The sequence below is a fragment of the Mangrovibacter plantisponsor genome, assembly GCF_003182475.1.
GTDB lineage: Bacteria > Pseudomonadota > Gammaproteobacteria > Enterobacterales > Enterobacteriaceae > Mangrovibacter > Mangrovibacter plantisponsor.
Genome location: NZ_QGTS01000006.1, coordinates 112,086 through 135,096, shown reverse-complemented (window position 1 = coordinate 135,096; position 23,011 = coordinate 112,086). Strand labels below are relative to the sequence as shown.

20 protein-coding genes are annotated in these 23,011 nt (G+C 51.1%); 16 read left to right on the top strand and 4 right to left on the bottom strand.

What is annotated here, in order from left to right; all coding sequences use genetic code 11:
* Nucleotides 1-64 precede the first annotated feature (64 nt).
* Nucleotides 65-1,243, top strand: coding sequence for an MFS transporter (locus DES37_RS11045; RefSeq protein WP_110025816.1), 1,179 nt, complete (start codon nucleotides 65-67; stop codon nucleotides 1,241-1,243).
* 85 nt (nucleotides 1,244-1,328) lie between these two features.
* Here the strand turns inward: DES37_RS11045 and leuD are convergent, their stop codons facing one another.
* Genes leuD through leuA form a run of 4 tightly spaced genes read right to left on the bottom strand, consistent with a single transcriptional unit; the run spans nucleotide 1,329 to nucleotide 6,012 of the window.
* Nucleotides 1,329-1,934 (bottom strand): 3-isopropylmalate dehydratase small subunit, encoded by a 606-nt coding sequence (leuD, locus tag DES37_RS11040; RefSeq protein WP_110025815.1) that lies wholly within the window; start codon nucleotides 1,932-1,934, stop codon nucleotides 1,329-1,331.
* A 10-nt stretch (nucleotides 1,935-1,944) separates the two neighbouring features.
* On the bottom strand, nucleotides 1,945-3,345 hold the full coding sequence (gene leuC / locus DES37_RS11035) for a 3-isopropylmalate dehydratase large subunit (protein WP_036106232.1): 1,401 nt from the start codon (nucleotides 3,343-3,345) through the stop codon (nucleotides 1,945-1,947).
* Nucleotides 3,346-3,347: 2 nt separating this feature from the next.
* A complete protein-coding gene (leuB, locus tag DES37_RS11030) occupies nucleotides 3,348-4,439 on the bottom strand; it encodes a 3-isopropylmalate dehydrogenase (protein WP_036106228.1) in 1,092 nt (363 codons plus the stop codon).
* A gap of 1 nt (nucleotide 4,440) precedes the next feature.
* Nucleotides 4,441-6,012 carry a 2-isopropylmalate synthase gene (gene leuA / locus DES37_RS11025; RefSeq protein ID WP_036106225.1) on the bottom strand — a complete coding sequence of 524 codons (1,572 nt, stop codon included), beginning with the start codon at nucleotides 6,010-6,012 and terminating at the stop codon, nucleotides 4,441-4,443.
* 578 nt (nucleotides 6,013-6,590) lie between these two features.
* On the opposite strand from leuA, the gene leuO reads away from it, so the two are divergent.
* From leuO to murG, 15 genes are all read left to right on the top strand, one after another.
* A complete protein-coding gene (gene leuO, locus DES37_RS11020; protein ID WP_110025814.1) occupies nucleotides 6,591-7,532 on the top strand; it encodes a transcriptional regulator LeuO in 942 nt (313 codons plus the stop codon).
* A 327-nt stretch (nucleotides 7,533-7,859) separates the two neighbouring features.
* Nucleotides 7,860-9,584, top strand: coding sequence for an acetolactate synthase 3 large subunit (gene ilvI / locus DES37_RS11015; RefSeq protein ID WP_110025813.1), 1,725 nt, complete (start codon nucleotides 7,860-7,862; stop codon nucleotides 9,582-9,584).
* 2 nt (nucleotides 9,585-9,586) lie between these two features.
* Nucleotides 9,587-10,078 carry an acetolactate synthase small subunit gene (ilvN, locus tag DES37_RS11010; protein WP_036106216.1) on the top strand — a complete coding sequence of 164 codons (492 nt, stop codon included), beginning with the start codon at nucleotides 9,587-9,589 and terminating at the stop codon, nucleotides 10,076-10,078.
* A gap of 288 nt (nucleotides 10,079-10,366) precedes the next feature.
* On the top strand, nucleotides 10,367-11,371 hold the full coding sequence (gene cra, locus DES37_RS11005) for a catabolite repressor/activator (RefSeq protein ID WP_036106213.1): 1,005 nt from the start codon (nucleotides 10,367-10,369) through the stop codon (nucleotides 11,369-11,371).
* 542 nt (nucleotides 11,372-11,913) lie between these two features.
* Nucleotides 11,914-12,372: a division/cell wall cluster transcriptional repressor MraZ gene (mraZ, locus tag DES37_RS11000; protein ID WP_036106212.1), complete on the top strand. Its 459-nt coding sequence runs from the start codon at nucleotides 11,914-11,916 to the stop codon at nucleotides 12,370-12,372.
* Nucleotides 12,373-13,317, top strand: a complete 945-nt coding sequence (gene rsmH, locus DES37_RS10995) for a 16S rRNA (cytosine(1402)-N(4))-methyltransferase RsmH (RefSeq protein ID WP_036106207.1) — start codon at nucleotides 12,373-12,375, stop codon at nucleotides 13,315-13,317.
* A complete protein-coding gene (gene ftsL, locus DES37_RS10990) occupies nucleotides 13,310-13,672 on the top strand; it encodes a cell division protein FtsL (RefSeq protein ID WP_036106204.1) in 363 nt (120 codons plus the stop codon). Before rsmH ends, ftsL begins: the two co-directional genes overlap by 8 nt.
* A 13-nt stretch (nucleotides 13,673-13,685) precedes the next feature.
* On the top strand, nucleotides 13,686-15,452 hold the full coding sequence (locus tag DES37_RS10985; protein ID WP_036106201.1) for a peptidoglycan glycosyltransferase FtsI: 1,767 nt from the start codon (nucleotides 13,686-13,688) through the stop codon (nucleotides 15,450-15,452).
* Nucleotides 15,439-16,926 carry a UDP-N-acetylmuramoyl-L-alanyl-D-glutamate--2,6-diaminopimelate ligase gene (gene murE / locus DES37_RS10980; RefSeq protein ID WP_110025812.1) on the top strand — a complete coding sequence of 496 codons (1,488 nt, stop codon included), beginning with the start codon at nucleotides 15,439-15,441 and terminating at the stop codon, nucleotides 16,924-16,926. The genes DES37_RS10985 and murE overlap by 14 nt, the downstream gene beginning before the upstream one ends.
* On the top strand, nucleotides 16,923-18,281 hold the full coding sequence (gene murF / locus DES37_RS10975; RefSeq protein ID WP_110025811.1) for a UDP-N-acetylmuramoyl-tripeptide--D-alanyl-D-alanine ligase: 1,359 nt from the start codon (nucleotides 16,923-16,925) through the stop codon (nucleotides 18,279-18,281). Before murE ends, murF begins: the two co-directional genes overlap by 4 nt.
* Entirely contained in the window at nucleotides 18,275-19,357 is a 1,083-nt protein-coding gene (mraY, locus tag DES37_RS10970) for a phospho-N-acetylmuramoyl-pentapeptide-transferase (protein ID WP_036106193.1), read from the top strand. The genes murF and mraY overlap by 7 nt, the downstream gene beginning before the upstream one ends.
* Before the next feature lie 2 nt (nucleotides 19,358-19,359).
* On the top strand, nucleotides 19,360-20,676 hold the full coding sequence (gene murD / locus DES37_RS10965; protein ID WP_110025810.1) for a UDP-N-acetylmuramoyl-L-alanine--D-glutamate ligase: 1,317 nt from the start codon (nucleotides 19,360-19,362) through the stop codon (nucleotides 20,674-20,676).
* Nucleotides 20,600-20,809 (top strand): hypothetical protein, encoded by a 210-nt coding sequence (locus DES37_RS26175; RefSeq protein ID WP_425451707.1) that lies wholly within the window; start codon nucleotides 20,600-20,602, stop codon nucleotides 20,807-20,809. Before murD ends, DES37_RS26175 begins: the two co-directional genes overlap by 77 nt.
* Complete coding sequence (ftsW, locus tag DES37_RS10960; RefSeq protein WP_369792587.1) at nucleotides 20,727-21,920, top strand: cell division protein FtsW; 1,194 nt, start codon at nucleotides 20,727-20,729, stop codon at nucleotides 21,918-21,920. The genes DES37_RS26175 and ftsW overlap by 83 nt, the downstream gene beginning before the upstream one ends.
* On the top strand, nucleotides 21,917-22,984 hold the full coding sequence (murG, locus tag DES37_RS10955) for an undecaprenyldiphospho-muramoylpentapeptide beta-N-acetylglucosaminyltransferase (protein ID WP_110025809.1): 1,068 nt from the start codon (nucleotides 21,917-21,919) through the stop codon (nucleotides 22,982-22,984). Before ftsW ends, murG begins: the two co-directional genes overlap by 4 nt.
* The last annotated feature ends 27 nt before the right edge of the window (nucleotides 22,985-23,011 follow it).

The window sequence follows — 23,011 nt, the reverse complement described above, 5'->3', positions numbered from 1 at the left end:
TTCGTTTAAAATCTACCCGGCGATGGGCGTTTTGTTCACAGGACATAATAAAAGGACCTATGAGATGCATTGGCTGATTACGCAGGGAAGGCATTTAAACTCGGTATTACTGGCGTTTATGGCTGTCGCGTTTATGCTGGGCGTGGCGGGCGCACTGCAGGCTCCCACACTGAGTTTGTTCCTGAGCAAAGAAGTGGGGGTGACGTCATTCTGGGTTGGCCTGTTTTACACGGTAAATGCTGTGGCAGGTATCGCTGTCAGCATGATTCTGGCTAAACGTTCAGACCGAAAGGGCGATCGGCGTAAACTGATTATTTTCTGCTGCCTGATGGCCGTCGCCAACAGCCTGGTGTTTGCATTCAATCGCCATTACCTTACTCTGATAACCCTTGGTGTTTTTCTGGCTGCGCTGGCCAACACCACCATGCCACAAATTTTTGCTCTGGCACGTGAATATGCAGATAACTCAGCCAGAGAAGTGGTGATGTTCAGCTCTATTATGCGTGCCCAGCTTTCACTGGCCTGGGTAATTGGCCCGCCGTTGTCCTTTATGCTGGCGCTGAAATTTGGTTTTACCACCATGTTTTTATGTGCCGCAGGTATTTTTGTGGTTGGGGCATTACTGGTGGCATTTTTCCTGCCTTCTGTTCCCCGGGTATTTGGCCCGGAGAACCAGGCCGTAGCGGCTGTCAGTGGCTGGAAAAACCCCAATGTGCGGCGGTTATTCATCGCCTCGATGCTGATGTGGACCTGCAACACGATGTATATCATTGATATGCCGTTATGGATAACCAGTGTCCTTGGGTTGCCCGAAGCGCTGGCTGGTGCATTGATGGGGACGGCGGCGGGTCTTGAAATACCGGCAATGATCCTTGCTGGCATGGTTGTAAAGCGTATGGGTAAACGCCGGATGATGGTGTTTGCTGTTGCTGCCGGGGTTGTGTTTTATGGTGGGTTATTGCTATTCCCTACACGTAATGCATTGATTGTATTGCAACTGTTTAACGCGATTTTTATTGGGATTGTGGCTGGTATCGGTATGCTCTGGTTTCAGGACCTGATGCCCGGGAAGGCCGGGTCTGCCACCACCCTGTTCACTAACAGTATTTCTACCGGTGTGATCCTCGCAGGGGTATTACAGGGTTCGCTGGCGCAGCAGTTTGGCCATGAGAGTGTCTACTGGGGCATTCTGGTGTTGAGTATTCTGGCGCTGGGGCTGACTTGCCGGGTAAAAGATGTGTGAGCGGTTGTGCTGCGTTACAGCCAGGCAATGGCACCATCAACTATCAGGTGCCATTACCTGGATTGGCGTTTATAACCAGTAAGGCTTAACGCATAAACGCAGGCTGGTTCGCTTCATAAGCCGCGATAGCATCTTCATGCTGTAACGTCAGGCCAATGCTGTCCAGTCCGTTCAGCATGCAGTGACGGCGGAAACCATCAATGCTGAACGGCCAGGTTTTATCACCCGCCTGAACCGTTTGCGCTTCCAAATCCACGGTGAATGTCATGCCAGGGTTTTCCTGCACCATGGTGAACAGGGTATCGACATCCTGGTCACTCAAGGCAACGGGCAACAGCTGGTTATTAAACGAGTTGCCATAAAAAATATCGGCAAAGCTCGGGGCAATAACAACTTTGAAGCCGTAATCGGTCAGTGCCCAGGGCGCGTGTTCACGGGAAGAGCCACAACCAAAGTTCTCACGCGCCAGCAGAATAGACGCGCCTTTATAGACGGGTTTATTCAGCACAAAGTCCGGGTTGGGTTCCTGGCCTTTATCATCCAGAAAACGCCAGTCATTAAACAGGTGCGCACCAAAGCCGGTGCGGGTTACCTTCTGCAAAAATTGTTTGGGAATAATTGCGTCGGTATCGACATTTGCCGCGTCTAACGGGACAACAATGCCTGTGTGACAAACAAATTTCTCAGCCATGGTTTTTCCCTTATTTCAGTGTGCGGATATCAGCAAAGTGACCAGCGATGGCAGCGGCAGCAGCCATTGCCGGGCTAACCAGGTGAGTACGCCCACCGCGCCCCTGGCGACCTTCAAAGTTACGGTTACTGGTGGATGCACAACGTTCGCCAGGGTTCAGGCGGTCATTGTTCATCGCCAGGCACATTGAGCAGCCAGGTAAGCGCCATTCAAAACCGGCTTCAAGGAAAATTTTGTCCAGGCCTTCGGCTTCAGCCTGCGCTTTAACCGGACCGGAACCAGGAACCACCATGGCAACCACACCTGGAGCCACTTTATGGCCTTGTGCAACGGCTGCTGCAGCGCGCAGGTCTTCAATGCGTGAGTTAGTGCAGGAGCCGATAAAGACTTTATCAATAGCGACTTCAGTCAGAGGTATACCAGACTTCAGACCCATATAGGCCAGCGCTTTTTCCGCCGACGCCCGCTCGACCGGGTCAGAAAAGCTTTCTGGTGCCGGGATGTTATCGGTAATAGAAATAACCTGGCCCGGGTTAGTGCCCCAGGTAACCTGAGGTGCAATTTCTGCAGCATCCAGGGTTACGACGGTGTCAAATTGCGCGCCGTCGTCGGTTTTCAGGGTACTCCACCAGGCTACTGCGGCATCCCAGTCTTGTTCTTTAGGCGCAAACTGGCGGCCTTTGACATAGTTGAACGTGGTTTCATCCGGCGCAACCAGCCCGGCTTTGGCACCCAGTTCAATTGCCATATTACACAGCGTCATGCGGCCTTCCATGCTTAACGCTTCGATGGCTGAGCCACAAAATTCAACTACGTGACCGGTGCCACCGGCGCTGCCAGTTTTGCCAATAATCGCCAACACAATATCTTTTGCGGTAATTCCTGGCGCCGCCTGGCCGGTTACTTCAATTTTCATGGTTTTGGCACGGCCCTGTTTCAGCGTTTGTGTCGCCAGAACATGCTCAACTTCTGAGGTACCAATACCAAATGCCAGTGCACCAAATGCGCCGTGAGTGGCTGTATGGGAGTCACCACAAACAATGGTCATCCCGGGCAGAGTAATCCCCTGCTCAGGGCCCATTACATGGACAATCCCCTGGAATGCATGATTCAGGTCGTACAGTTCCACGCCAAACTCTTTACAGTTTTTCATCAACTCCTGCATCTGAATGCGGGCCATTTCGCCACTGGCGTTGATGTCTTTAGTTTGTGTGGAAACGTTGTGATCCATCGTGGCAAACGTTTTACCCGGCTGGCGCACCGGGCGCCCATGGGCACGCAGGCCATCGAAAGCTTGCGGTGACGTAACTTCATGCACCAGGTGACGGTCAATATACAGTAATGGAGTTTCACCCTGGGCTTCGTAAACGATGTGTGCATCGAATAACTTTTGATATAACGTCTTTGCCATGATTACACCCCCTGAGCCACGTAGTGGGCAATTTTATCGCCCATTTCATCGGTACCCAGCGCAATAGTATCCCGTGCCAGGTCTGCTGTGCGGAAGCCTTCTTCCAGAACGCGATTGACTGCATTTTCAATTGCTGTCGCGGCATCATTCGCATCCAGGCTGTAGCGGAGCAGTAATGACAATGAGAGGATCTGGGCAACCGGGTTGGCGATATTTTTGCCAGCAATGTCCGGCGCAGAGCCCCCGGCTGGTTCGTATAAACCAAACCCTTCTTCGTTCAGGCTGGCAGAAGGCAGCATACCCATAGACCCGGTTATCATGGCGCATTCATCAGACAGAATGTCGCCAAACAGGTTTGAGCACAGCAGTACGTCGAATTGCGCCGGGTCTTTGATTAACTGCATGGTGGCGTTATCGATATACATATGCGACAGCTTCACATCCGGGTAAGACTGTGCAATTTCTGTCACGATTTCACGCCACATTACTGAGGTTTGCAGCACGTTAGCTTTATCAATCGAGGTAACGATACCGCGGCGTTTGCGGGCAGATTCAAAAGCAATGCGGGCAATGCGCTCAATTTCAAAGCGATAATACACTTCGGTATCAAACGCTTTTTCATGAACACCGCTACCTTCGCGGCCTTTTGGCTGACCAAAGTAGATCCCGCCAGTTAATTCACGCACACACAGGATATCGAAGCCTTTTTGCGCAATGTCTTCACGCAGCGGGCAAAAACTTTCCAGCCCTGCGTATAATTTTGCCGGGCGCAGGTTGCTGAATAATTTGAAGTGTTTACGTAAAGGCAATAATGCGCCACGTTCAGGTTGTTCCGCCGGGGGCAGGTGTTCCCATTTCGGGCCACCGACTGAACCAAATAAAACGGCATCTGCCTGTTCGCAACCCTCAATTGTTGCTGCAGGAAGCGGGGTACCGTGGCGGTCAATCGCCGCGCCACCGACATCATATTCACTGGTGGTAATCTGTAAATCAAAACGATGGCGGACAGCGTCCAGTACCTTCATTGCCTGAGCCATGACCTCAGGGCCAATACCGTCTCCGGGTAAAACTGCAATATGATGATTCTTTGACATGTCACATGGTTTCCTGGTTGTGTTCTTTATTTTGTGCTTTGCGTTGCAATTCTTTTTCGACTTCACCGGCGCGCCAGATGCTGTTCAGCACGTGAACCATCGCCTTGGCAGAAGATTCGACAATATCTGTCGCCAGGCCGACACCGTGGAAACGGCGGCCGTTATGGTTAACGACAATATCTACCTGGCCCAGCGCGTCTTTACCCTGGCCTTTGGCACTTAACTGATATTTCACCAGTTCAATGTCGTATTCAGAAATGCGGTTGATTGCCTGGTAAACGGCATCCACAGGACCGTTACCTGTCGCAGCTTCTGCTTTTTCTTCTTCACCACAAAATAATTTGACCGAGGCCGTAGCCATCACACTGGAGCCAGACTGGACGCTGAAGTAATCCAGGCGGAAGTGTTCGGGCTCTTCTTGTTGTTTATTAATAAATGCCAGCGCTTCCAGGTCGTAATCAAACACCTGGCCTTTTTTATCTGCCAGTTTCAGGAAGGCGGAGTACAGGTTATCCAGGTTGTAATCTGTTTCTTTGTAGCCCATTTCTTCCATGCGGTGTTTTACGGCCGCACGGCCAGAGCGGGAAGTCAGGTTTAACTGGATTTGGTTCAGCCCGATAGATTCCGGCGTCATGATTTCGTAGTTTTCGCGGTTTTTCAGTACGCCATCCTGGTGGATGCCGGAAGAGTGTGCGAAAGCATTTGCGCCAACCACTGCTTTATTTGCCGGAACCGGCATGTTGCACAGCTGGCTGACTGTCTGGCTGGTACGCCAGATTTCCTGGTGGTTAATGTTGGTATGCAGGCCGAGCATTTTTTGGCGTACTTTGATAGCCATAATGACTTCTTCCAGCGCACAGTTACCGGCACGTTCACCAATACCGTTAATGGTACCTTCAACCTGACGGGCACCCGCGTGCACGGCTGCCATTGCATTCCCTACAGCCAGCCCCAGGTCATCATGGGTATGTACGGAAATAATCGCTTTGTCGATATTCGGCACCCGCTGGTACAGTGAACTGATGATGTTGCCGAATTCATGGGGCAGCGTGTAACCCACGGTGTCTGGAATATTAATTGTGCGGGCCCCGGCGTTGATAGCGGCTTCTACAACCCGCGCCAGGTCTTCAATTGGGGTACGACCTGCATCTTCACAGGAAAATTCTACGTCATCAGTATAATTACGTGCCCGTTTGACCATATAGACGGCGCGTTCAATCACTTCATCCAGAGTACTGCGCAACTTGGTAGCGATATGCATTGGCGAAGTGGCGATGAACGTGTGGATACGGAAGGCTTCTGCCACTTTCAGTGCTTCTGCCGCAACATCAATATCTTTTTCAACGCAGCGCGCCAGGCCACACACTCTGCTGTTCTTGATGTTACGGGCAATGGTCTGGACTGACTCAAAATCGCCCGGTGAAGAAACCGGAAAACCAACCTCCATCACATCGATGCCCATACGCTCCAGTGCGAAGGCGATTTGCAGCTTTTCTTTTACACTCAGACTGGCCTGTAACGCCTGTTCACCGTCACGTAAAGTTGTATCGAAAATAACGACTTGCTGGTTCATTGATTCCATCCTGTCTGATTTATTTCGCCATTACGCCGGATATAAAAAAACCCGCGCATTGGCGCGGGTTTAGTTTCTTATGGGGCTTGATTAACCTTAAGCAGCGCCCACCAGTCTACCGCGCACAGTATCTGCGAGAAGTAGTAGAACTAGTAGACGAGCAAAACGAGTCATGTAATCAAACCTCCGTAATCGAATGCATTTAGTGGTAACCGATATAAAACGCCATGTCAACTTTTTGTCTCAGTGGAACGCTTCATTGATGGAAAGTATTAAGGAATTTCCTGGGTAATAATTCTGCTTTTTATCTGGCGTTGTGTGTGGTTGTGCTAAAAATGACGTTACGCATGATAGTTTATATTTTTTATCCCCCGGCGGGGTAATGCTCGGTAATTTCGTGCCATTTCTTCGGTAATAAATGACCAGCTACCGTGTGAACAACTACCGGGTGAACAACATGCCTGTGCTGTTGAGCAATGTTAATAGATCAAGAAACCGGGTGGCTAACACAGTCTGGGGAAACAGATTCTGGCCCGGCTTTTGTCATAACGCGTGAACGTTAATTCATGGAGTGAACAATGTCAGAAAAAATTATCGCTAAGCGACGCCCCGAAGAAGATATTAATCTTCGGCTAAAAGATAAGCTCGACCTGAATTTAATACCTGTTTTTTCAACTGTTATGCAACGCCGCAATATTACTAAAGCGGCACAGGTTTTAGGGATGTCGCAACCTGCGGTGAGTAATGCCATCTCGCGGCTAAAAAAGACCTTTGGCGACCCATTGTTTGTGCGCCAGGGAAGGGGAATTGAGCCAACCCCCCGGGCGTTCCAGTTGGAAGCGGAGTTTCAGCAGGCTCTTTTTTTGATTCATAACGTATTTCCCCCAGCTCATTTCGAGCCTCATAAAAGTTCACGTGTATTCACCCTGGCGGTTCTGAACCCGCTTGATACCTTGTTTCTTCCGCGGATTTATCAATATATTCATCACCATGCACCCGGTATTCGGCTGAATGTGTGTTCCGGCCAAAGCCGCTATACCCTGGACGGTGAACATGTTGATTTTATGCTTGGTTATGAATCCACCATGGGAGAAAACATTGTTAACCGGCTGCTGTTTGAGGACGAAATGGTTGGCGTGGCAAAGAAAACATGGGGACAGAATGTATCTTTGATGACGGAATCAGCTTTTTATCGCGCAAGGCATGCTGTGGTTTCGCTAAAAAATAGCGATTCGTTCAGCGCGATTTGGTATGACACGCCACTCAAACGCAGCGCAATTGCTTACCAGGGGCAGTGCCTGTTCAGCCTGCTGGAGGTGGTTTCCCGAACGAATCTGATTGCTATTATGCCAACCTGGGTTACCCGGCGCTGGCATAATGGGCCAGAGATAATTCAGTTCACGCTTCCTTTAGCAGTAAAAAAACGCGCTTGTTATTTAACGGGTTACACAACAAATCCGGATGACCCCGGGTTTCGCTGGATGCTGGATACATTAACCAGAATTTGCCAAAAACCCTGAAATAAGAAAGAAGGGAGACCCAGTGCCCTTCTTTTATCGTGCTAAATCACCAGCTTCGTTAACATTTTTTTTATCATTATATTGATAACATAATTATTCATAACGCCAGCTTATGGATAGAGTAATAAACTATTAGTACGTTATTTTATGGTGAATTATGAATGTTGGGCTGTGGGTTCAAAGGTAAATGGGTATTTGCCTGCTCAATTTTCTCCAGTTATTTTAGAAAGTCCGATAATAATTTTTGTAGGTGCAGTGTGCTGCACCCAATGACGAACAGAAATGAATTCTGGCGTCGTGGCGTTAACCACAGCCTGGAGGCAAACCATGGAGATGTTGTCTGGAGCCGAGATGCTTGTTCGATCGCTTATCGATCAGGGCGTAAAGCAAGTATTTGGCTACCCTGGTGGAGCAGTGTTGGATATCTATGATGCACTGCATACCGTTGGTGGAATTGAGCATGTACTGGTCCGCCATGAGCAGGCTGCGGTACACATGGCTGATGGTCTGGCGAGAGCAACAGGCGAGGTGGGTGTAGTTCTGGTCACTTCAGGACCCGGTGCGACGAATGCAATTACGGGTATTGCCACCGCGTATATGGATTCCATTCCTTTAGTGGTGCTTTCGGGTCAGGTTGCGAGCTCTCTGATAGGTTACGATGCCTTTCAGGAGTGCGATATGGTGGGGATCTCTCGCCCTGTGGTGAAACACAGCTTTCTGGTCAAACAAACAGAAGATATTCCCGGTATTCTGAAAAAAGCATTCTGGCTGGCAGCATCCGGTCGCCCCGGGCCAGTGGTTGTTGATTTACCGAAAGATATTCTTAATCCGGCTAAAAAGTTGCCTTATGTGTGGCCGGACAGTGTCAGTATGCGTTCATATAACCCAACGACCCAGGGGCACAAAGGGCAGATCAAACGTGCTCTGCATACGCTGTTAGCGGCGAAAAAACCGGTTTTTTATATCGGTGGTGGCGTGGTTACATCGGGGTGTTCTGAGGAACTTAAAACTCTGGCCGAAAGTTTAAATGTGCCTGTCGTTTCTTCTTTGATGGGGCTGGGCGCATTTCCGGGTACGCATCGCCAGGCGTTGGGGATGTTGGGTATGCATGGTACCTATGAAGCCAATATGACCATGCATAATGCCGATGTGATTTTCGCTGTTGGGGTGCGGTTTGATGACCGAACCACCAACAACCTGGAAAAGTATTGCCCCAATGCCACGGTGTTGCATATTGATATTGACCCGGCTTCTATTTCAAAAACAGTACCGGCAGATATCCCCATTGTTGGTGATGCGAAAGTCGTTCTGCAACAAATGATTGAATTGAGCGTTGGAGAAAAGCAAGGCCAGCCACTGGACGATATCCGTGACTGGTGGCAGCAGATTGAACTCTGGCGGGCAAGACATTGCCTGGAATATGACAAAACCAGTGATGCCATCAAACCACAGGCGGTGGTTGAAACTGTTTACCAACTGACTCGGGGAGAGGCGTATGTCACCTCTGATGTTGGTCAGCACCAGATGTTTGCCGCTCTGTATTACACCTTCGATAAACCACGGCGCTGGATTAACTCTGGTGGGTTGGGGACCATGGGGTTTGGTTTACCCGCGGCCCTGGGAGTGAAGATGGCTTTGCCCGATGAAACCGTGGTGTGTATCACGGGTGACGGCAGTATCCAGATGAACATCCAGGAGCTGTCTACTGCGCTGCAATACAATTTGCCGGTGTTAGTTGTTAACCTGAACAACCGCTTTTTGGGTATGGTTAAACAGTGGCAGGATATGATTTATTCCGGGCGCCATTCCCAGTCTTATATGGCATCTTTGCCTGACTTTGTTCGCCTGGCGGAGGCTTATGGGCATATTGGTATTCAGATAACCAAACCCGAAGAACTGACCAGTCAACTTCAGGTGGCGCTGGAGCATGTACAACAAGGCCGGCTGGTCTTTGTCGATGTTACCGTCGATGGAACAGAACACGTTTACCCAATGCAGATCCGCGGTGGTGGCATGGATGAAATGTGGTTGAGCAAAACGGAGAGAACCTGATTATGCGCCGCATCATATCTGTATTACTTGAAAATGAATCCGGTGCACTGTCACGAGTTATTGGGCTATTTTCCCAACGTGGCTATAACATCGAAAGCCTGACCGTCGCGCCAACTGAAGACCCGACATTGTCCCGTATGACCATTCAAACGGTGGGTGATGAAAAAGTCCTTGAGCAAATTGAAAAGCAATTGCACAAGCTCATTGATGTTTTGCGGGTCAACGAATTGAGCCAGGGGCCCTGTGTTGAACGCGAAATTATGCTGGTGAAAGTGCAGGCGACAGGCTATGGGCGTGAAGAGGTGAAGCGCAGTGCAGAAATCTTCCGTGGTCAAATTATTGATGTCACGCCGTCGTTGTACACCGTCCAGCTTGCTGGTACCAGTGATAAGCTGGACGCATTTCTCGCCACTATCCGTGATGTGGCAAAAATCGTCGAGGTTGTGCGCTCGGGGGTAGTAGGCTTATCGCGCGGTGATAAAATCATGCGCTAATGTGGCTGATATCGTCACTGTAACCCGGCCTGAGTGCCGGGTTTTTCATTTTTTTAACACAGGAATGTGAGCCAGAAAAACAATTAAAGGTGTTATTATTGTGCGTGCAACCTTAACAGGATTAATCTATAACCCTGAATTCGGTGTGATATTGCCGTATCAGGCCGTCTGGCAGGTACAATCACTGTTGCAGGTTCGGTTGTTCTGTGCGGATTGCTGGTGGTGAGATCTCACCCATGTTATTCAGGTTTCAGGGTGTTGAAGTATCTAAATCGTTAAGGGGCAAGAGTGAAACTGGACGAAATTGCACGCCTTGCGGGTGTGTCACGTACCACTGCAAGCTATGTCATCAATGGTAAGGCTCGCCAGTATCGGGTGAGTGAAAAAACTGTTGAGAAAGTGATGGCAGTGGTCAGGGAATATAATTACCACCCTAATGCGGTTGCTGCAGGTTTGCGGGCGGGGCGAACCCGTTCTATTGGCCTGGTGATTCCTGACCTGGAAAACACCAGTTACACGCGCATTGCCAACTATCTTGAGCGCCAGGCGCGCCAGCGTGGTTATCAATTGCTTATCGCTTGCTCAGAAGACCAGCCTGACAACGAAATGCGTTGTATTGAACACTTACTGCAACGGCAAGTTGACGCCATTATCGTCTCGACCTCTTTACCGCCAGAACACCCTTTTTACCAGCGTTGGGTAAACAGTGATTTCCCCATTGTGGCACTGGACCGGGCTCTTGATCGTGAACACTTCACCAGCGTTGTTGGTGCCGACCAGGATGATGCCGAAATGCTGGCGCGTGAATTACGTAAGTTTCCGGCTAACAAAGTGCTTTATCTTGGCGCTCTGCCGGAGTTATCCGTCAGCTTCTTGCGCGAGCAGGGGTTTCGTACTGCCTGGGCGGATGACCCCCGGCAGGTCGATTTTCTGTATGCCGATAGCTATGAACGGGATAATGCCGCGCAACTCTTTGAGAAATGGCTGGAAACCCATGATATGCCGGAAGCTTTGTTCACGACTTCATTTGCGCTTCTGCAAGGCGTCATGGATGTGACGTTACGCCGGGAAGGAAAGCTCCCTTCAGACCTCGCTATTGCTACATTTGGCGATAACGAACTGCTGGATTTCCTGCAATGCCCGGTACTGGCTGTTGCACAGCGCCATCGTGATGTGGCAGAGCGTGTGCTTGAATTGGTACTGGCGAGCCTGGATGAACCGCGTAAACCGAAGCCCGGTTTAACACGCATTCGCCGTAATCTCTATCGCCGTGGCAGCCTTAGCCGTTACTAATCAAAAAAAGAGCAGCCGTGCAGGTTGCTCTTATTATAAGAAAACTCTTAGTCCTGCTTTTGTTATTCATTTTTTTCTCAGGCCGTTTTGGAACAATCCGAATATTGATATTGTATTAATTTGTTACAGCAGTTTCGCTTGCTGAATGTATAGGATTATTCCATCAGCGTTTTTATGCCGTTTTGGGGGCGTTTTTTTTACTCCGTGGCACTTAACTCCTGCTGTTAACCTCCCGCTATTTGCCGTAAAATGCCGCCCGAGTCGCAAACTGAATAGTTTATTTTGCAATTTGGTTGTATTTGTTGGTGTTAACGTTCTGCATGTATATTTGTCACTTTTCTTACAAATATTCATAACGTTATTTCGTGTCACCGTCACAGCCTTTTACTCCATATCCTCTTTATTCACTGTTTTTGGCGAAATGTTTCGTCTGGTCGGCACTGGCGCTGGCTTGACAAGCTTTTCCTCTGCTCCGTAAACTCCTTATAGTGGGAATTTGTGGAACAAAGTGGTGAAAAAGGTAATTTAAGGGGCGACTCGATATGTTCCGTGGTGCGACGGTAGTTAATCTCGATAGCAAAGGGCGATTATCCGTCCCGACCCGCTATCGCGAAAAGCTGCTCGAACTGGCTGCAGGGCAGATGGTTTGCACCATTGATATCCACAACCCATGTTTGCTGCTTTATACCTTGCCTGAGTGGGAAGTCATTGAGCAGAAACTGGCGCGTTTATCCGGGATGAACCCTGACGAACGTCGGGTGCAACGCTTACTGTTGGGGCATGCCAGTGAATGCCAGATGGACAACGCAGGAAGATTACTGTTAGCGCCGGTGCTGCGTCAGCATGCCGGGCTAACAAAAGAAGTGATGCTGGTTGGGCAGTTCAATAAGTTTGAGCTGTGGGATGAAGCAACCTGGTATCAACAAGTTAAGGAGGACATTGACGCTGAGCGGTCTTCGTCAGGCACATTGTCCGAAAGACTGCAGGATTTGTCTCTCTAAATGATGGAAAGTTATAAACATACAACAGTGCTGCTTGACGAAGCGGTAAATGGGTTAAACATTCGTCAGGATGGCATCTACATTGATGGCACCTTCGGCCGCGGGGGGCATTCTCGTCTGATTCTGTCTAAGTTAGGGGCAGAGGGGCGACTGCTGGCTATCGACCGTGATCCGCAGGCGATCGAAGCCGCCAGCCAGATCAATGATGCGCGCTTTTCCATTGTTCATGGACCGTTTTCTCACCTTGCGGATTATGTCGAAGAGCTGGGGCTTACCGGTAAAATTGACGGGATCCTGCTTGATCTTGGTGTTTCCTCTCCACAGCTCGATGACCCTGAACGGGGCTTCTCGTTTATGCGTGACGGGCCGCTGGATATGCGGATGGACCCAACGCGTGGTCAGTCTGCGGCGGAATGGCTGCTAAGCGCTGAAGAACAGGATATTGCCTGGGTACTGAAAACCTATGGTGAAGAGCGCTTTGCAAAGCGTATTGCCAGAGCAATTGTTGAGCGCAATAAAGAAGCGCCGATGACGCGCACTAAAGAACTGGCTGAGGTTGTTGCAGCCGCAACACCGGTGAAAGACAAATTTAAACATCCGGCTACCCGGACGTTTCAGGCCGTGCGCATTTGGGTTAACAGTGAACTCGAAGAAATAGAGCAGGCGCTGAAAGGCGCTGTCACGGTTTTAGCGCCAGATGGGCGCTTATCTGTGATTAGCTTCCACTCCCTTGAAGACCGGCTGGTTAAACGGTTTATGCGTGAGCAAAGCCGTGGGCCACAAGTACCTGCAGGGTTGCCAATGACTGAGGCACAACTGCGTGCTTTAGGTGGCAGGCAGCTCAAAGCGTTAGGAAAACTAATGCCTGGCGAGGACGAAGTGGCGGACAACCCGCGGGCACGTAGCTCTGTACTGCGTATTGCCCAAAGGAGCGCGAATGATTAATCGCGTGACAGAAACCTTAAGCAAAATGACGGCGCTTGGCAGTAATGAGCGCCACTCTCTGCCGGGAATCATCGGCGGAGATATTCTGCGCTTTGGGAAACTGCCGCTGATTTTGTTTGTCGCGATTGTGGTGTCTGCGGTGATGGTCGTCACTACCGTGCACTACACCCGTTTACTGACTGCGCAGCGCGAGCAACTGGTGGTTGAACGCGATGCGCTGGATATAGAATGGCGAAATCTCATCCTGGAAGAGAACGCACTCGGTGATCACAGCCGTGTTGAGCGTATCGCAACTGATAAGCTCAAGATGCAGCATGTTGATCCTTCACAAGAAAATATCGTAGTGCAGCAATAAGGGACCGGCAACGATGAAAGCAGCGAATAAATCGCTTAAATCGAAACGTCAGGAAGAACAAGCCAACTTCGTAAGTTGGCGTTTTGCGTTGCTTTGCGGCTGCATTCTGATGGCGCTCGCTTTTCTGTTAGGCCGTGTTGCCTGGTTACAGGTGGTCAATCCCGATATGCTGGTACGCCAGGGGGACATGCGTTCCCTGCGTGTACAGGAAGTCTCCACGTCGCGCGGCATGATTACCGACCGCGAAGGCCGCCCGCTGGCAGTCAGTGTGCCGGTAAAAGCAATTTGGGCAGACCCGAAAGAACTACATGAAGCGGGTGGCGTTACTCTGGATTCGCGCTGGAAAGCGCTGGCTGACGCATTAAAAATGCCGCTCGACCAAATGGCTTCGCGGGTTAATGCAAACCCACGAGGCCGTTTTATTTATCTGGCTCGTCAGGTCAACCCTGATATTGCCGACTACATCAAAAAGTTGAAACTTCCAGGCATTCACTTGCGGGAAGAATCCCGCCGTTATTATCCCTCAGGCGAAGTGACTGCTCACTTAATTGGTTTCACTAATATTGACAGCCAGGGCATTGAAGGGATCGAAAAAAGCTTCGATAAATGGCTTACCGGGCAGCCCGGTGAGCGGGTGGTGCGTAAAGACCGCTACGGCCGCGTGATTGAAGACATTTCCTCTACAGACAGCCAGGCCGCTCATAACCTGGCTTTAAGCATTGATGAGCGCCTGCAGGCACTGGTGTATCGCGAACTGAATAACGCTGTTGCGTTCAACAAAGCTGAGTCTGGTAGTGCGGTACTGGTGGATGTTAACACTGGTGAAGTTCTGGCAATGGCGAACAGCCCGTCCTATAACCCGAACAACCTGACAGGCACACCCAAAGATGTCATGCGTAACCGCACGATTACTGACGTTTTTGAGCCTGGTTCAACTGTAAAACCTATGGTGGTCATGACCGCTTTACAGCGGGGTGTGGTTCAGGAAAACAGTGTGCTTAACACGGTTCCTTACTTCATCAATGGCCACGAAATTAAAGATGTAGGCCGTTACAGCGAACTGACCGTAACGGGGATTTTGCAGAAGTCGAGTAACGTTGGCGTATCCCGGCTGGCGTTAGCGATGCCGTCCTCAGCGTTAGTAGATACTTACTCACGTTTTGGGCTGGGGAAATCGACCAATTTGGGGTTGGTCGGAGAACGCAGTGGCTTATTTCCAACAAAACAACGGTGGTCTGACATAGAGAGGGCCACCTTTTCTTTCGGCTACGGGCTAATGGTAACACCGTTACAGTTAGCGCGAGTCTACGCAACCATTGGCAGCTTTGGCATTTATCGGCCGCTTTCTATCACGAAAGTTGACCCTCCGGTACCTGGAGAGCGCGTGTTCTCTGAGGCAACTGTGCGCACAGTGGTCCACATGATGGAAAGTGTCGCCCTCCCAGGCGGGGGTGGCGTGAAGGCCGCAATCAAAGGCTATCGTATTGCCATTAAAACGGGGACGGCGAAAAAAGTCGGCCCTGATGGCCGTTATATCAACAAATATATTGCTTACACCGCCGGTGTCGCACCCGCCAGTAACCCGCGTTTCGCTCTGGTAGTGGTGATAAACGACCCGCAGGCAGGTAAGTATTATGGTGGTGCCGTGTCAGCGCCAGTTTTCGGAGCAATTATGGGTGGCGTTCTGCGCACCATGAATGTTGAACCGGATGCGCTCCCTACGGGAGATAAAAACGATTTTGTAATTAATCAGAAAGAGGGTACAGGTGGCAGATCGTAATTTGCGCGACCTTCTCGTGCCGTGGGTGCCAGAGGCACCGGCGCGAGCACTGCGAGAGATGACACTCGACAGCCGTGGGGCTGCCGCAGGGGATCTTTTTGTGGCGGTGGTCGGTCATCAGGCGGACGGGCGTCGGTATATCCCGCAGGCGATAGCGCAAGGTGTTGCTGCCGTAGTAGCGGAAGCAGATGGTGAAGCTGCAGACGGTGAAATCCGTGAAATGCATGGTGTTCCGGTGGTTTATCTTAGCCAACTGGACCAGCGTTTATCCGCACTAGCGGGGCGTTTTTACCATGAACCCTCTCATTCATTACGTCTGGTGGGCGTAACCGGAACTAATGGTAAAACCACCACTACGCAGTTGCTTGCTCAGTGGGCACAGATTTTGGGTGACGTCAGCGCCGTGATGGGCACTGTCGGTAACGGTTTGCTGGGGAGCGTGGCTCCAACGGCGAATACCACTGGCTCCGCGGTTGATGTTCAGCATATGTTATCTGGCTTTGTTGAGCAGGGCGCCAACTTTGCTGCCATGGAGGTCTCTTCCCATGGACTGGTTCAGCACCGGGTCGCAGCGGTTAAATTTGCAGCCTCTGTGTTCACTAATCTTAGCCGTGATCACCTTGATTACCATGGTGATATGGCACATTACGAAGCGGCAAAATGGTTGCTGTTTTCTGAACACCAGTGTGGTGTCGCCATCATTAATGCGGACGACGAAGTAGGCCGCCGCTGGCTGGAAAAACTCCCTGATGCCGTGGCTGTTGCCGTTGATACTCCGCTCAATCCAGACAACCATAATCGCTGGCTGAAAGCGACTCATGTGTCTTATCACGACCGTGGCGCGACAATTCAGTTCGCTTCTTCCTGGGGAAATGGCGAGATAGAAAGCGGGCTGATGGGCGCCTTCAACGTGAGTAATTTATTACTCGCTTTGGCTACGTTGCTGTCACAAGGCTATGCCTTTGAATCAATTATGGCGACGGCCTCTCAGTTACAACCGGTGTGCGGCCGTATGGAAGTTTTCAGCGCGCCCGGTAAACCAACCGTTGTGGTTGACTACGCACATACCCCTGATGCTCTGGAAAAAGCCCTGATGGCAGCGCGTTTGCACTGCCCGGGTAAGCTGTGGTGCGTTTTCGGGTGTGGCGGCGACCGTGATAAAGGTAAGCGCCCACTGATGGGTGCTATTGCTGAAGAGTTTGCGGATGTGGCTGTTGTGACTGACGACAATCCCCGTACTGAAGAGCCAGGCGCCATTATTGACGATATTCTCGCCGGGATGCTGGATGCCGGGCGTGCCCGTGTTATGCCGGGGCGTGCTGAGGCTGTGACCAGTGTCATTATGCAGGCTCAACCCGGTGATGTGGTGTTACTGGCAGGCAAAGGCCATGAGGATTACCAAATCGTTGGTACGCGCCGCCTGGATTACTCTGACCGCGTAACAGCAGCTCGTTTACTGGGGGTGGTCGCATGATCCCGGTAACGCTTGAGCAACTGGCATTAGTCCTCAACGGGCAACATATTGGTGCCAACTGCCAAATTAATGATGTCACCACAGATACACGCAAATTAACTTCTGGCTGTCTGTTCGTTGCCCTGAAAGGTGAACGTTTTGACGCTCATGACTTCGCGCAGAAAGCCATTGATGGTGGTGCCAGTGCATTACTGGTCAGCCGCCAGTTACCTCTGGATATTCCTCAACTGGTAGTGGAAGACACTCGTATTGCGTTTGGGCAACTGGGTGCATGGGTGCGCCAGCAGGTGCCAGCGAGAGTCGTTGCGCTGACGGGTTCTTCGGGCAAAACCTCGGTTAAAGAGATGACAGCGGCCATTCTTGGGCGTTGTGGAAACACCCTCTACACCGCAGGCAATCTTAATAATGATATTGGTGTTCCCATGACGCTGCTGCGTCTGACGCCAGAGTATCAATATGCCGTGATTGAGCTGGGTGCTAATCACCAGGGTGAAATCGCCTGGACCGTTAGCCTGACTCAACCAGAAGCTGCACTGGTTAATAACCTGGCAGCGGCGCACCTGGAAGGTTTTGGCTCGCTGGCAGGGGTGGCAAAAGCCAAAGGTGAGATTTTTGGCGGGCTGTTACCCAACGGTATTGCCATTGTGAATGCAGATAACAATGACTTACCTCGCTGGCAGGCAGTGATTGGTGAACGCAAAATTTGGCGTTTTTCACCGGAACAACCCGGCAGTGATTTTCTGGCGCGTGATGTGCGGATAACCACGCAGGGTACAGTTTTCACACTGTGTACCCCTGAAGGTGAATGTGAAGTGGTGTTGCCCTTACCTGGGCGTCATAACATTGCTAATGCCCTGGCTGCAACGGCGTTGTCTATGGCAGTTGGTGCACCGTTGAGCGCGGTGAAAGCTGGTCTTGCAGAATTACAGGCTGTTCCGGGGCGTTTATTCCCCATTGCTTTATCAGCAACCCAGTTATTGTTGGACGATAGCTATAACGCCAATGTGGGGTCGATGACTGCTGCGGTGAGCGTATTGTCTGAAATGCCGGGTTACCGGGTACTGGTTGTAGGTGATATGGCTGAACTGGGTGATGAAGCACAAGCGTGCCATCGCCAAATCGGTGAGGCAGCGAAGGCTGCAGGGCTTGATAAAGTCCTGAGTGTGGGAAGCCTGAGTCATTTAATCAGTTCAGCCAGCGGTGTGGGTGAACATTACAGCAATAAAACGTTATTAATTGAACGGTTACGTGAATTAGTGGCGCAAAACTCAACAATAACAATGCTAGTGAAAGGGTCACGAAGTTCTGCCATGGAAGAGGTGGTACATGCATTACAGGAGAACAGGACATGCTAGTCTGGCTGGCCGAGCATTTGGTCAAATATTATTCCGGTTTTAACGTCTTCTCATATTTGACGTTCCGCGCCATCGTGAGCCTGTTGACCGCGTTGTTTATCTCCTTGTGGATGGGGCCACGTATGATTGCCCGTCTGCAACAGTTGTCGTTTGGCCAGGTTGTGCGTAACGATGGCCCGGAAAGCCATTTCAGCAAACGTGGTACCCCCACCATGGGCGGCATCATGATTCTGACTGCCATTGTGGTTTCAGTTTTATTATGGGCATACCCGTCAAACCCGTATGTCTGGTGCGTGTTAACCGTGCTGGTGGGTTTTGGCATTGTCGGGTTTGTCGATGATTACCGCAAAGTCGTACGCAAAGATACCAAAGGGCTGGTTGCGCGCTGGAAATATTTCTGGATGTCGGTGATTTCTCTGGGTGTTGCTTTCGGGTTATACGCGGCAGGCCATGGTACTCCAGCCACCCAACTGGTGGTGCCTTTCTTTAAAGACATCATGCCACAGCTTGGTCTGTTCTACGTTGTGCTGGCGTATTTTGTGATTGTCGGTACGGGTAACGCCGTTAACCTGACCGATGGCCTGGATGGCCTGGCCATTATGCCCACCGTGTTTGTTGCTGCAGGTTTTGCGTTAGTGGCCTGGGCTACGGGTAACATGAATTTCGCTAACTACCTGCATATTCCTTACCTGCGCCACGCTGGTGAGCTGGTTATCGTGTGTACTGCAATTGTTGGGGCCGGTTTGGGCTTCTTGTGGTTTAACACCTATCCGGCTCAGGTTTTTATGGGCGACGTGGGTTCTCTGGCACTGGGTGGAGCACTTGGCGTGATTGCCGTATTGCTGCGCCAGGAGTTCTTGCTGGTGATTATGGGTGGTGTGTTTGTGGTGGAGACACTGTCGGTCATCTTACAGGTTGGGTCGTTTAAACTGCGCGGTCAGCGCATTTTCCGTATGGCGCCTATCCACCATCACTATGAATTAAAAGGCTGGCCAGAACCGCGCGTTATTGTGCGCTTCTGGATTATCTCGCTGATGCTGGTCCTGATTGGGCTGGCTACGCTTAAGGTGCGTTAATCATGGCAGATTACCAGGGCAAAAACGTTGTTATCATCGGCCTGGGTTTAACCGGACTTTCCTGCGTTAATTTCTTCCTTGCGCGGGGGGTAACGCCGCGTGTAATGGATACGCGAGCGACACCTCCCGGGTTAGATAAGCTTCCGGAAAATATTGAACGCTATGTAGGTAGCCTGAATGAAGACTGGCTTCTTGCAGCAGATTTGATAATCGCCAGCCCTGGTATTGCCCTGGCTACACCCGCCCTGAGCGCTGCCGCAGACGCCGGGGTGGAAATCATCGGCGATATAGAACTCTTTTGCCGTGAAGTGCAGGCTCCTGTTGTTGCTGTTACCGGGTCTAATGGTAAAAGCACGGTGACAACACTTGTTGGCGAAATGGCGAAAGCTGCAGGCGTCTCGGTTGGTGTGGGCGGTAATATCGGCCTGCCAGCTCTGATGCTGTTGGATTCACCTCATGAGTTGTATGTGCTTGAGCTTTCCAGTTTCCAGCTTGAAACCACTTACAGCCTTAATGCTGCCGCGGCCACTATTCTCAATGTCACTGAAGATCATATGGATCGTTATCCTTTCGGTCTTCAGCAATACCGTGCCGCCAAGTTACGTATTTATGAAAACGCTCATGTCTGCGTGGTGAATGCCGATGACGCATTGACGATGCCAGTGCGTGGCGCTGATGAACGGTGTGTCAGTTTTGGTGTGGATGTCGGCGATTACCACCTGAACCGCCAGCAGGGTGAAACCTGGCTGCGGGTTAAAGGTGAGAAAGTGCTCAATGTGAAAGAGATGAAACTGGTTGGGCGGCATAACTATACCAATGCGCTGGCGGCACTGGCGCTGGCAGATGCAGTGGGCTTACCTCGTGCCAGCAGCCTGAAAGCGCTGACCACGTTTACCGGCCTGGCTCATCGCTTTGAGTTGGTGCTGGAAAGTAAAGGTGTGCGTTGGATTAATGACTCCAAAGCCACCAATGTTGGCAGTACTGAAGCCGCGCTCAACGGTTTGCATTGTGAAGGGGCGTTGCATCTGCTGCTGGGGGGCGATGGTAAATCGGCAGACTTCTCGCCTTTGCGTCCTTTCCTTCAGGGGGACAGCATTCGTCTCTATTGCTTTGGCCGGGATGGTGCTCAACTGGCGGAACTCCGCCCTGATGTGGCGGAACAAACCGAAACGATGGAAGAAGCAATGCGGCTGATAGCTGCGCAGGTTAAGCCGGGAGATATGGTGTTGTTATCCCCCGCCTGTGCCAGCCTGGATCAGTTTAAAAACTTTGAACAGCGTGGTGAGATCTTCGCGCAACTGGCGAAGGAGTTGGGCTGATGCGTTTATCTCTCCCTCGTCTTCGTATGCCGCGGCTACCCGGGTTTTTTATCCTGGGGTGGTTATTTACCGCGCTGAAAGGCTGGGTGATGGGGTCCCGGGAGAAAGATGCCAACAGTATGGTGTTGTATGACCGTACATTGTTCTGGCTGACTCTGGGGCTGGCGGCAATTGGCTTTGTCATGGTGACTTCAGCGTCAATGCCCGTAGGGCAACGTTTGGCGGGCGATCCCTTTTTGTTCTCTAAGCGTGATGGGGTGTATCTGGTGCTGGCTTTTATCCTTGCGCTGGTTACCCTGCGTTTGCCTATGACGTTCTGGCAAAAATACAGTGCGCCTATGCTGCTGGCTTCAATTGTTATGTTGCTGGTTGTGTTGGTGGTAGGTAGCTCAGTAAACGGGGCATCACGCTGGATTTCTCTGGGGCCACTGCGTATTCAGCCAGCGGAATTTTCGAAGTTATCGCTGTTTTGTTATCTCTCCAACTACCTGGTGCGTAAGGTGGATGAAGTTCGTAACAATTTGCGCGGCTTCCTGAAACCCATGGGCGTTATCCTGGTAATGGCGGTGTTATTACTTGCTCAGCCTGACCTTGGTACCGTGGTTGTATTGTTTGTCACGACTCTTGCGATGCTGTTCCTGGCGGGTGCCAAGCTTTGGCAATTTATTGCCATCATCGGCATGGGTATTTCCGCCGTGGTGTTACTGATTTTGGCCGAGCCTTATCGTATCCGGCGTGTGACCTCATTCTGGAACCCCTGGCAGGATCCTTTTGGCAGCGGCTACCAGTTAACGCAATCACTGATGGCCTTCGGGCGCGGTGAGCTTTGGGGGCAAGGACTCGGGAATTCAGTACAAAAACTCGAATATTTGCCCGAAGCACATACCGATTTCATCTTCTCGATTATCGGTGAGGAGCTGGGATATATCGGTGTGGTACTGGCACTTTTGATGGTATTCTTCGTCGCTTTTCGCGCCATGTCGATTGGCAAGCGTGCTTTGGAAATTGACCAGCGTTTCTCGGGTTTTCTGGCATGTTCTATCGGTATCTGGTTTAGCTTCCAGGCACTGGTAAACGTTGGGGCTGCTGCCGGTATGCTGCCAACGAAAGGGCTGACACTGCCGCTTATCAGCTATGGTGGTTCCAGCCTGCTGATTATGTCTACAGCAATCATATTATTGCTGCGAATTGATTATGAAACACGCCTGGAAAAAGCACAGGCGTTTACACGAGGTGCACGATGAGTAGTGGACCTAAGCGATTAATGGTGATGGCTGGCGGGACTGGCGGGCACGTTTTCCCCGGGCTTGCTGTTGCTCACTATTTGATGGCTCAGGGCTGGCAGGTTCGCTGGCTGGGTACCGCAGACCGCATGGAAGCAGATTTGGTTCCGGCGCGTGGTATCGAAATTGATTTTATTCGTATTTCAGGGATTCGCGGTAAAGGGCTGAAAGCCATGTTACTGGCACCATGGCGGATATTTAACGCCTGGCGTCAGGCCCGGGCCATTATGAAAAATTATCGCCCGGATGTGGTATTAGGCATGGGTGGTTATGTGTCCGGCCCTGGCGGCCTGGCTGCATGGTCGTTGGGTATTCCTGTGGTTTTGCATGAGCAAAATGGCATTGCCGGGTTAACCAATAAATGGTTGTCGCGCATTGCCAGTAAAGTAATGCAGGCATTCCCGGGGGCTTTCCCTAAGGCAGATGTTGTGGGTAACCCTGTCCGTGAGGATGTGCTGGCACTGCCATTACCGCAAGACAGGCTGTCCGGGCGTACCGGGCCAGTTCGGGTATTAGTGGTGGGTGGTTCTCAGGGCGCCCGGGTGCTCAACCAAACAATGCCCGGAGTTGCCGCGCAATTAGGGGAACACATCACCATTTGGCATCAGTGTGGGAAAGGTGCCGGAGAAGAGGTTTCGCAGGCTTATGCAACGGCAACGCCTGTCAGGCATAAAGTTACTGAGTTTATTGACGATATGGCTCAGGCGTATGCCTGGGCAGATGTTGTGGTCTGCCGCTCCGGAGCTCTGACAGTTAGTGAAATTGCTGCTGCGGGTTTACCCGCTATTTTTGTGCCTTTTCAGCATAAAGACCGCCAGCAATACTGGAATGCTGCGCCACTGGAAAAAGCCGGGGCTGCACGCATTTTGGAGCAACCGCAATTCACGGCTCAGGCCGTGGCCGATATTCTGAGTGGTTGGGATCGTCAGGTTCTGCTCTCGATGGCGAAATTAGCCCGGGAAGCAGCGATTCCTGATGCAACACAACGTGTGGCAAATGAGATTGTGCATCAGGCCAGAGCCTGATGTGTCGGGTTGCGACAGGCAACCGCA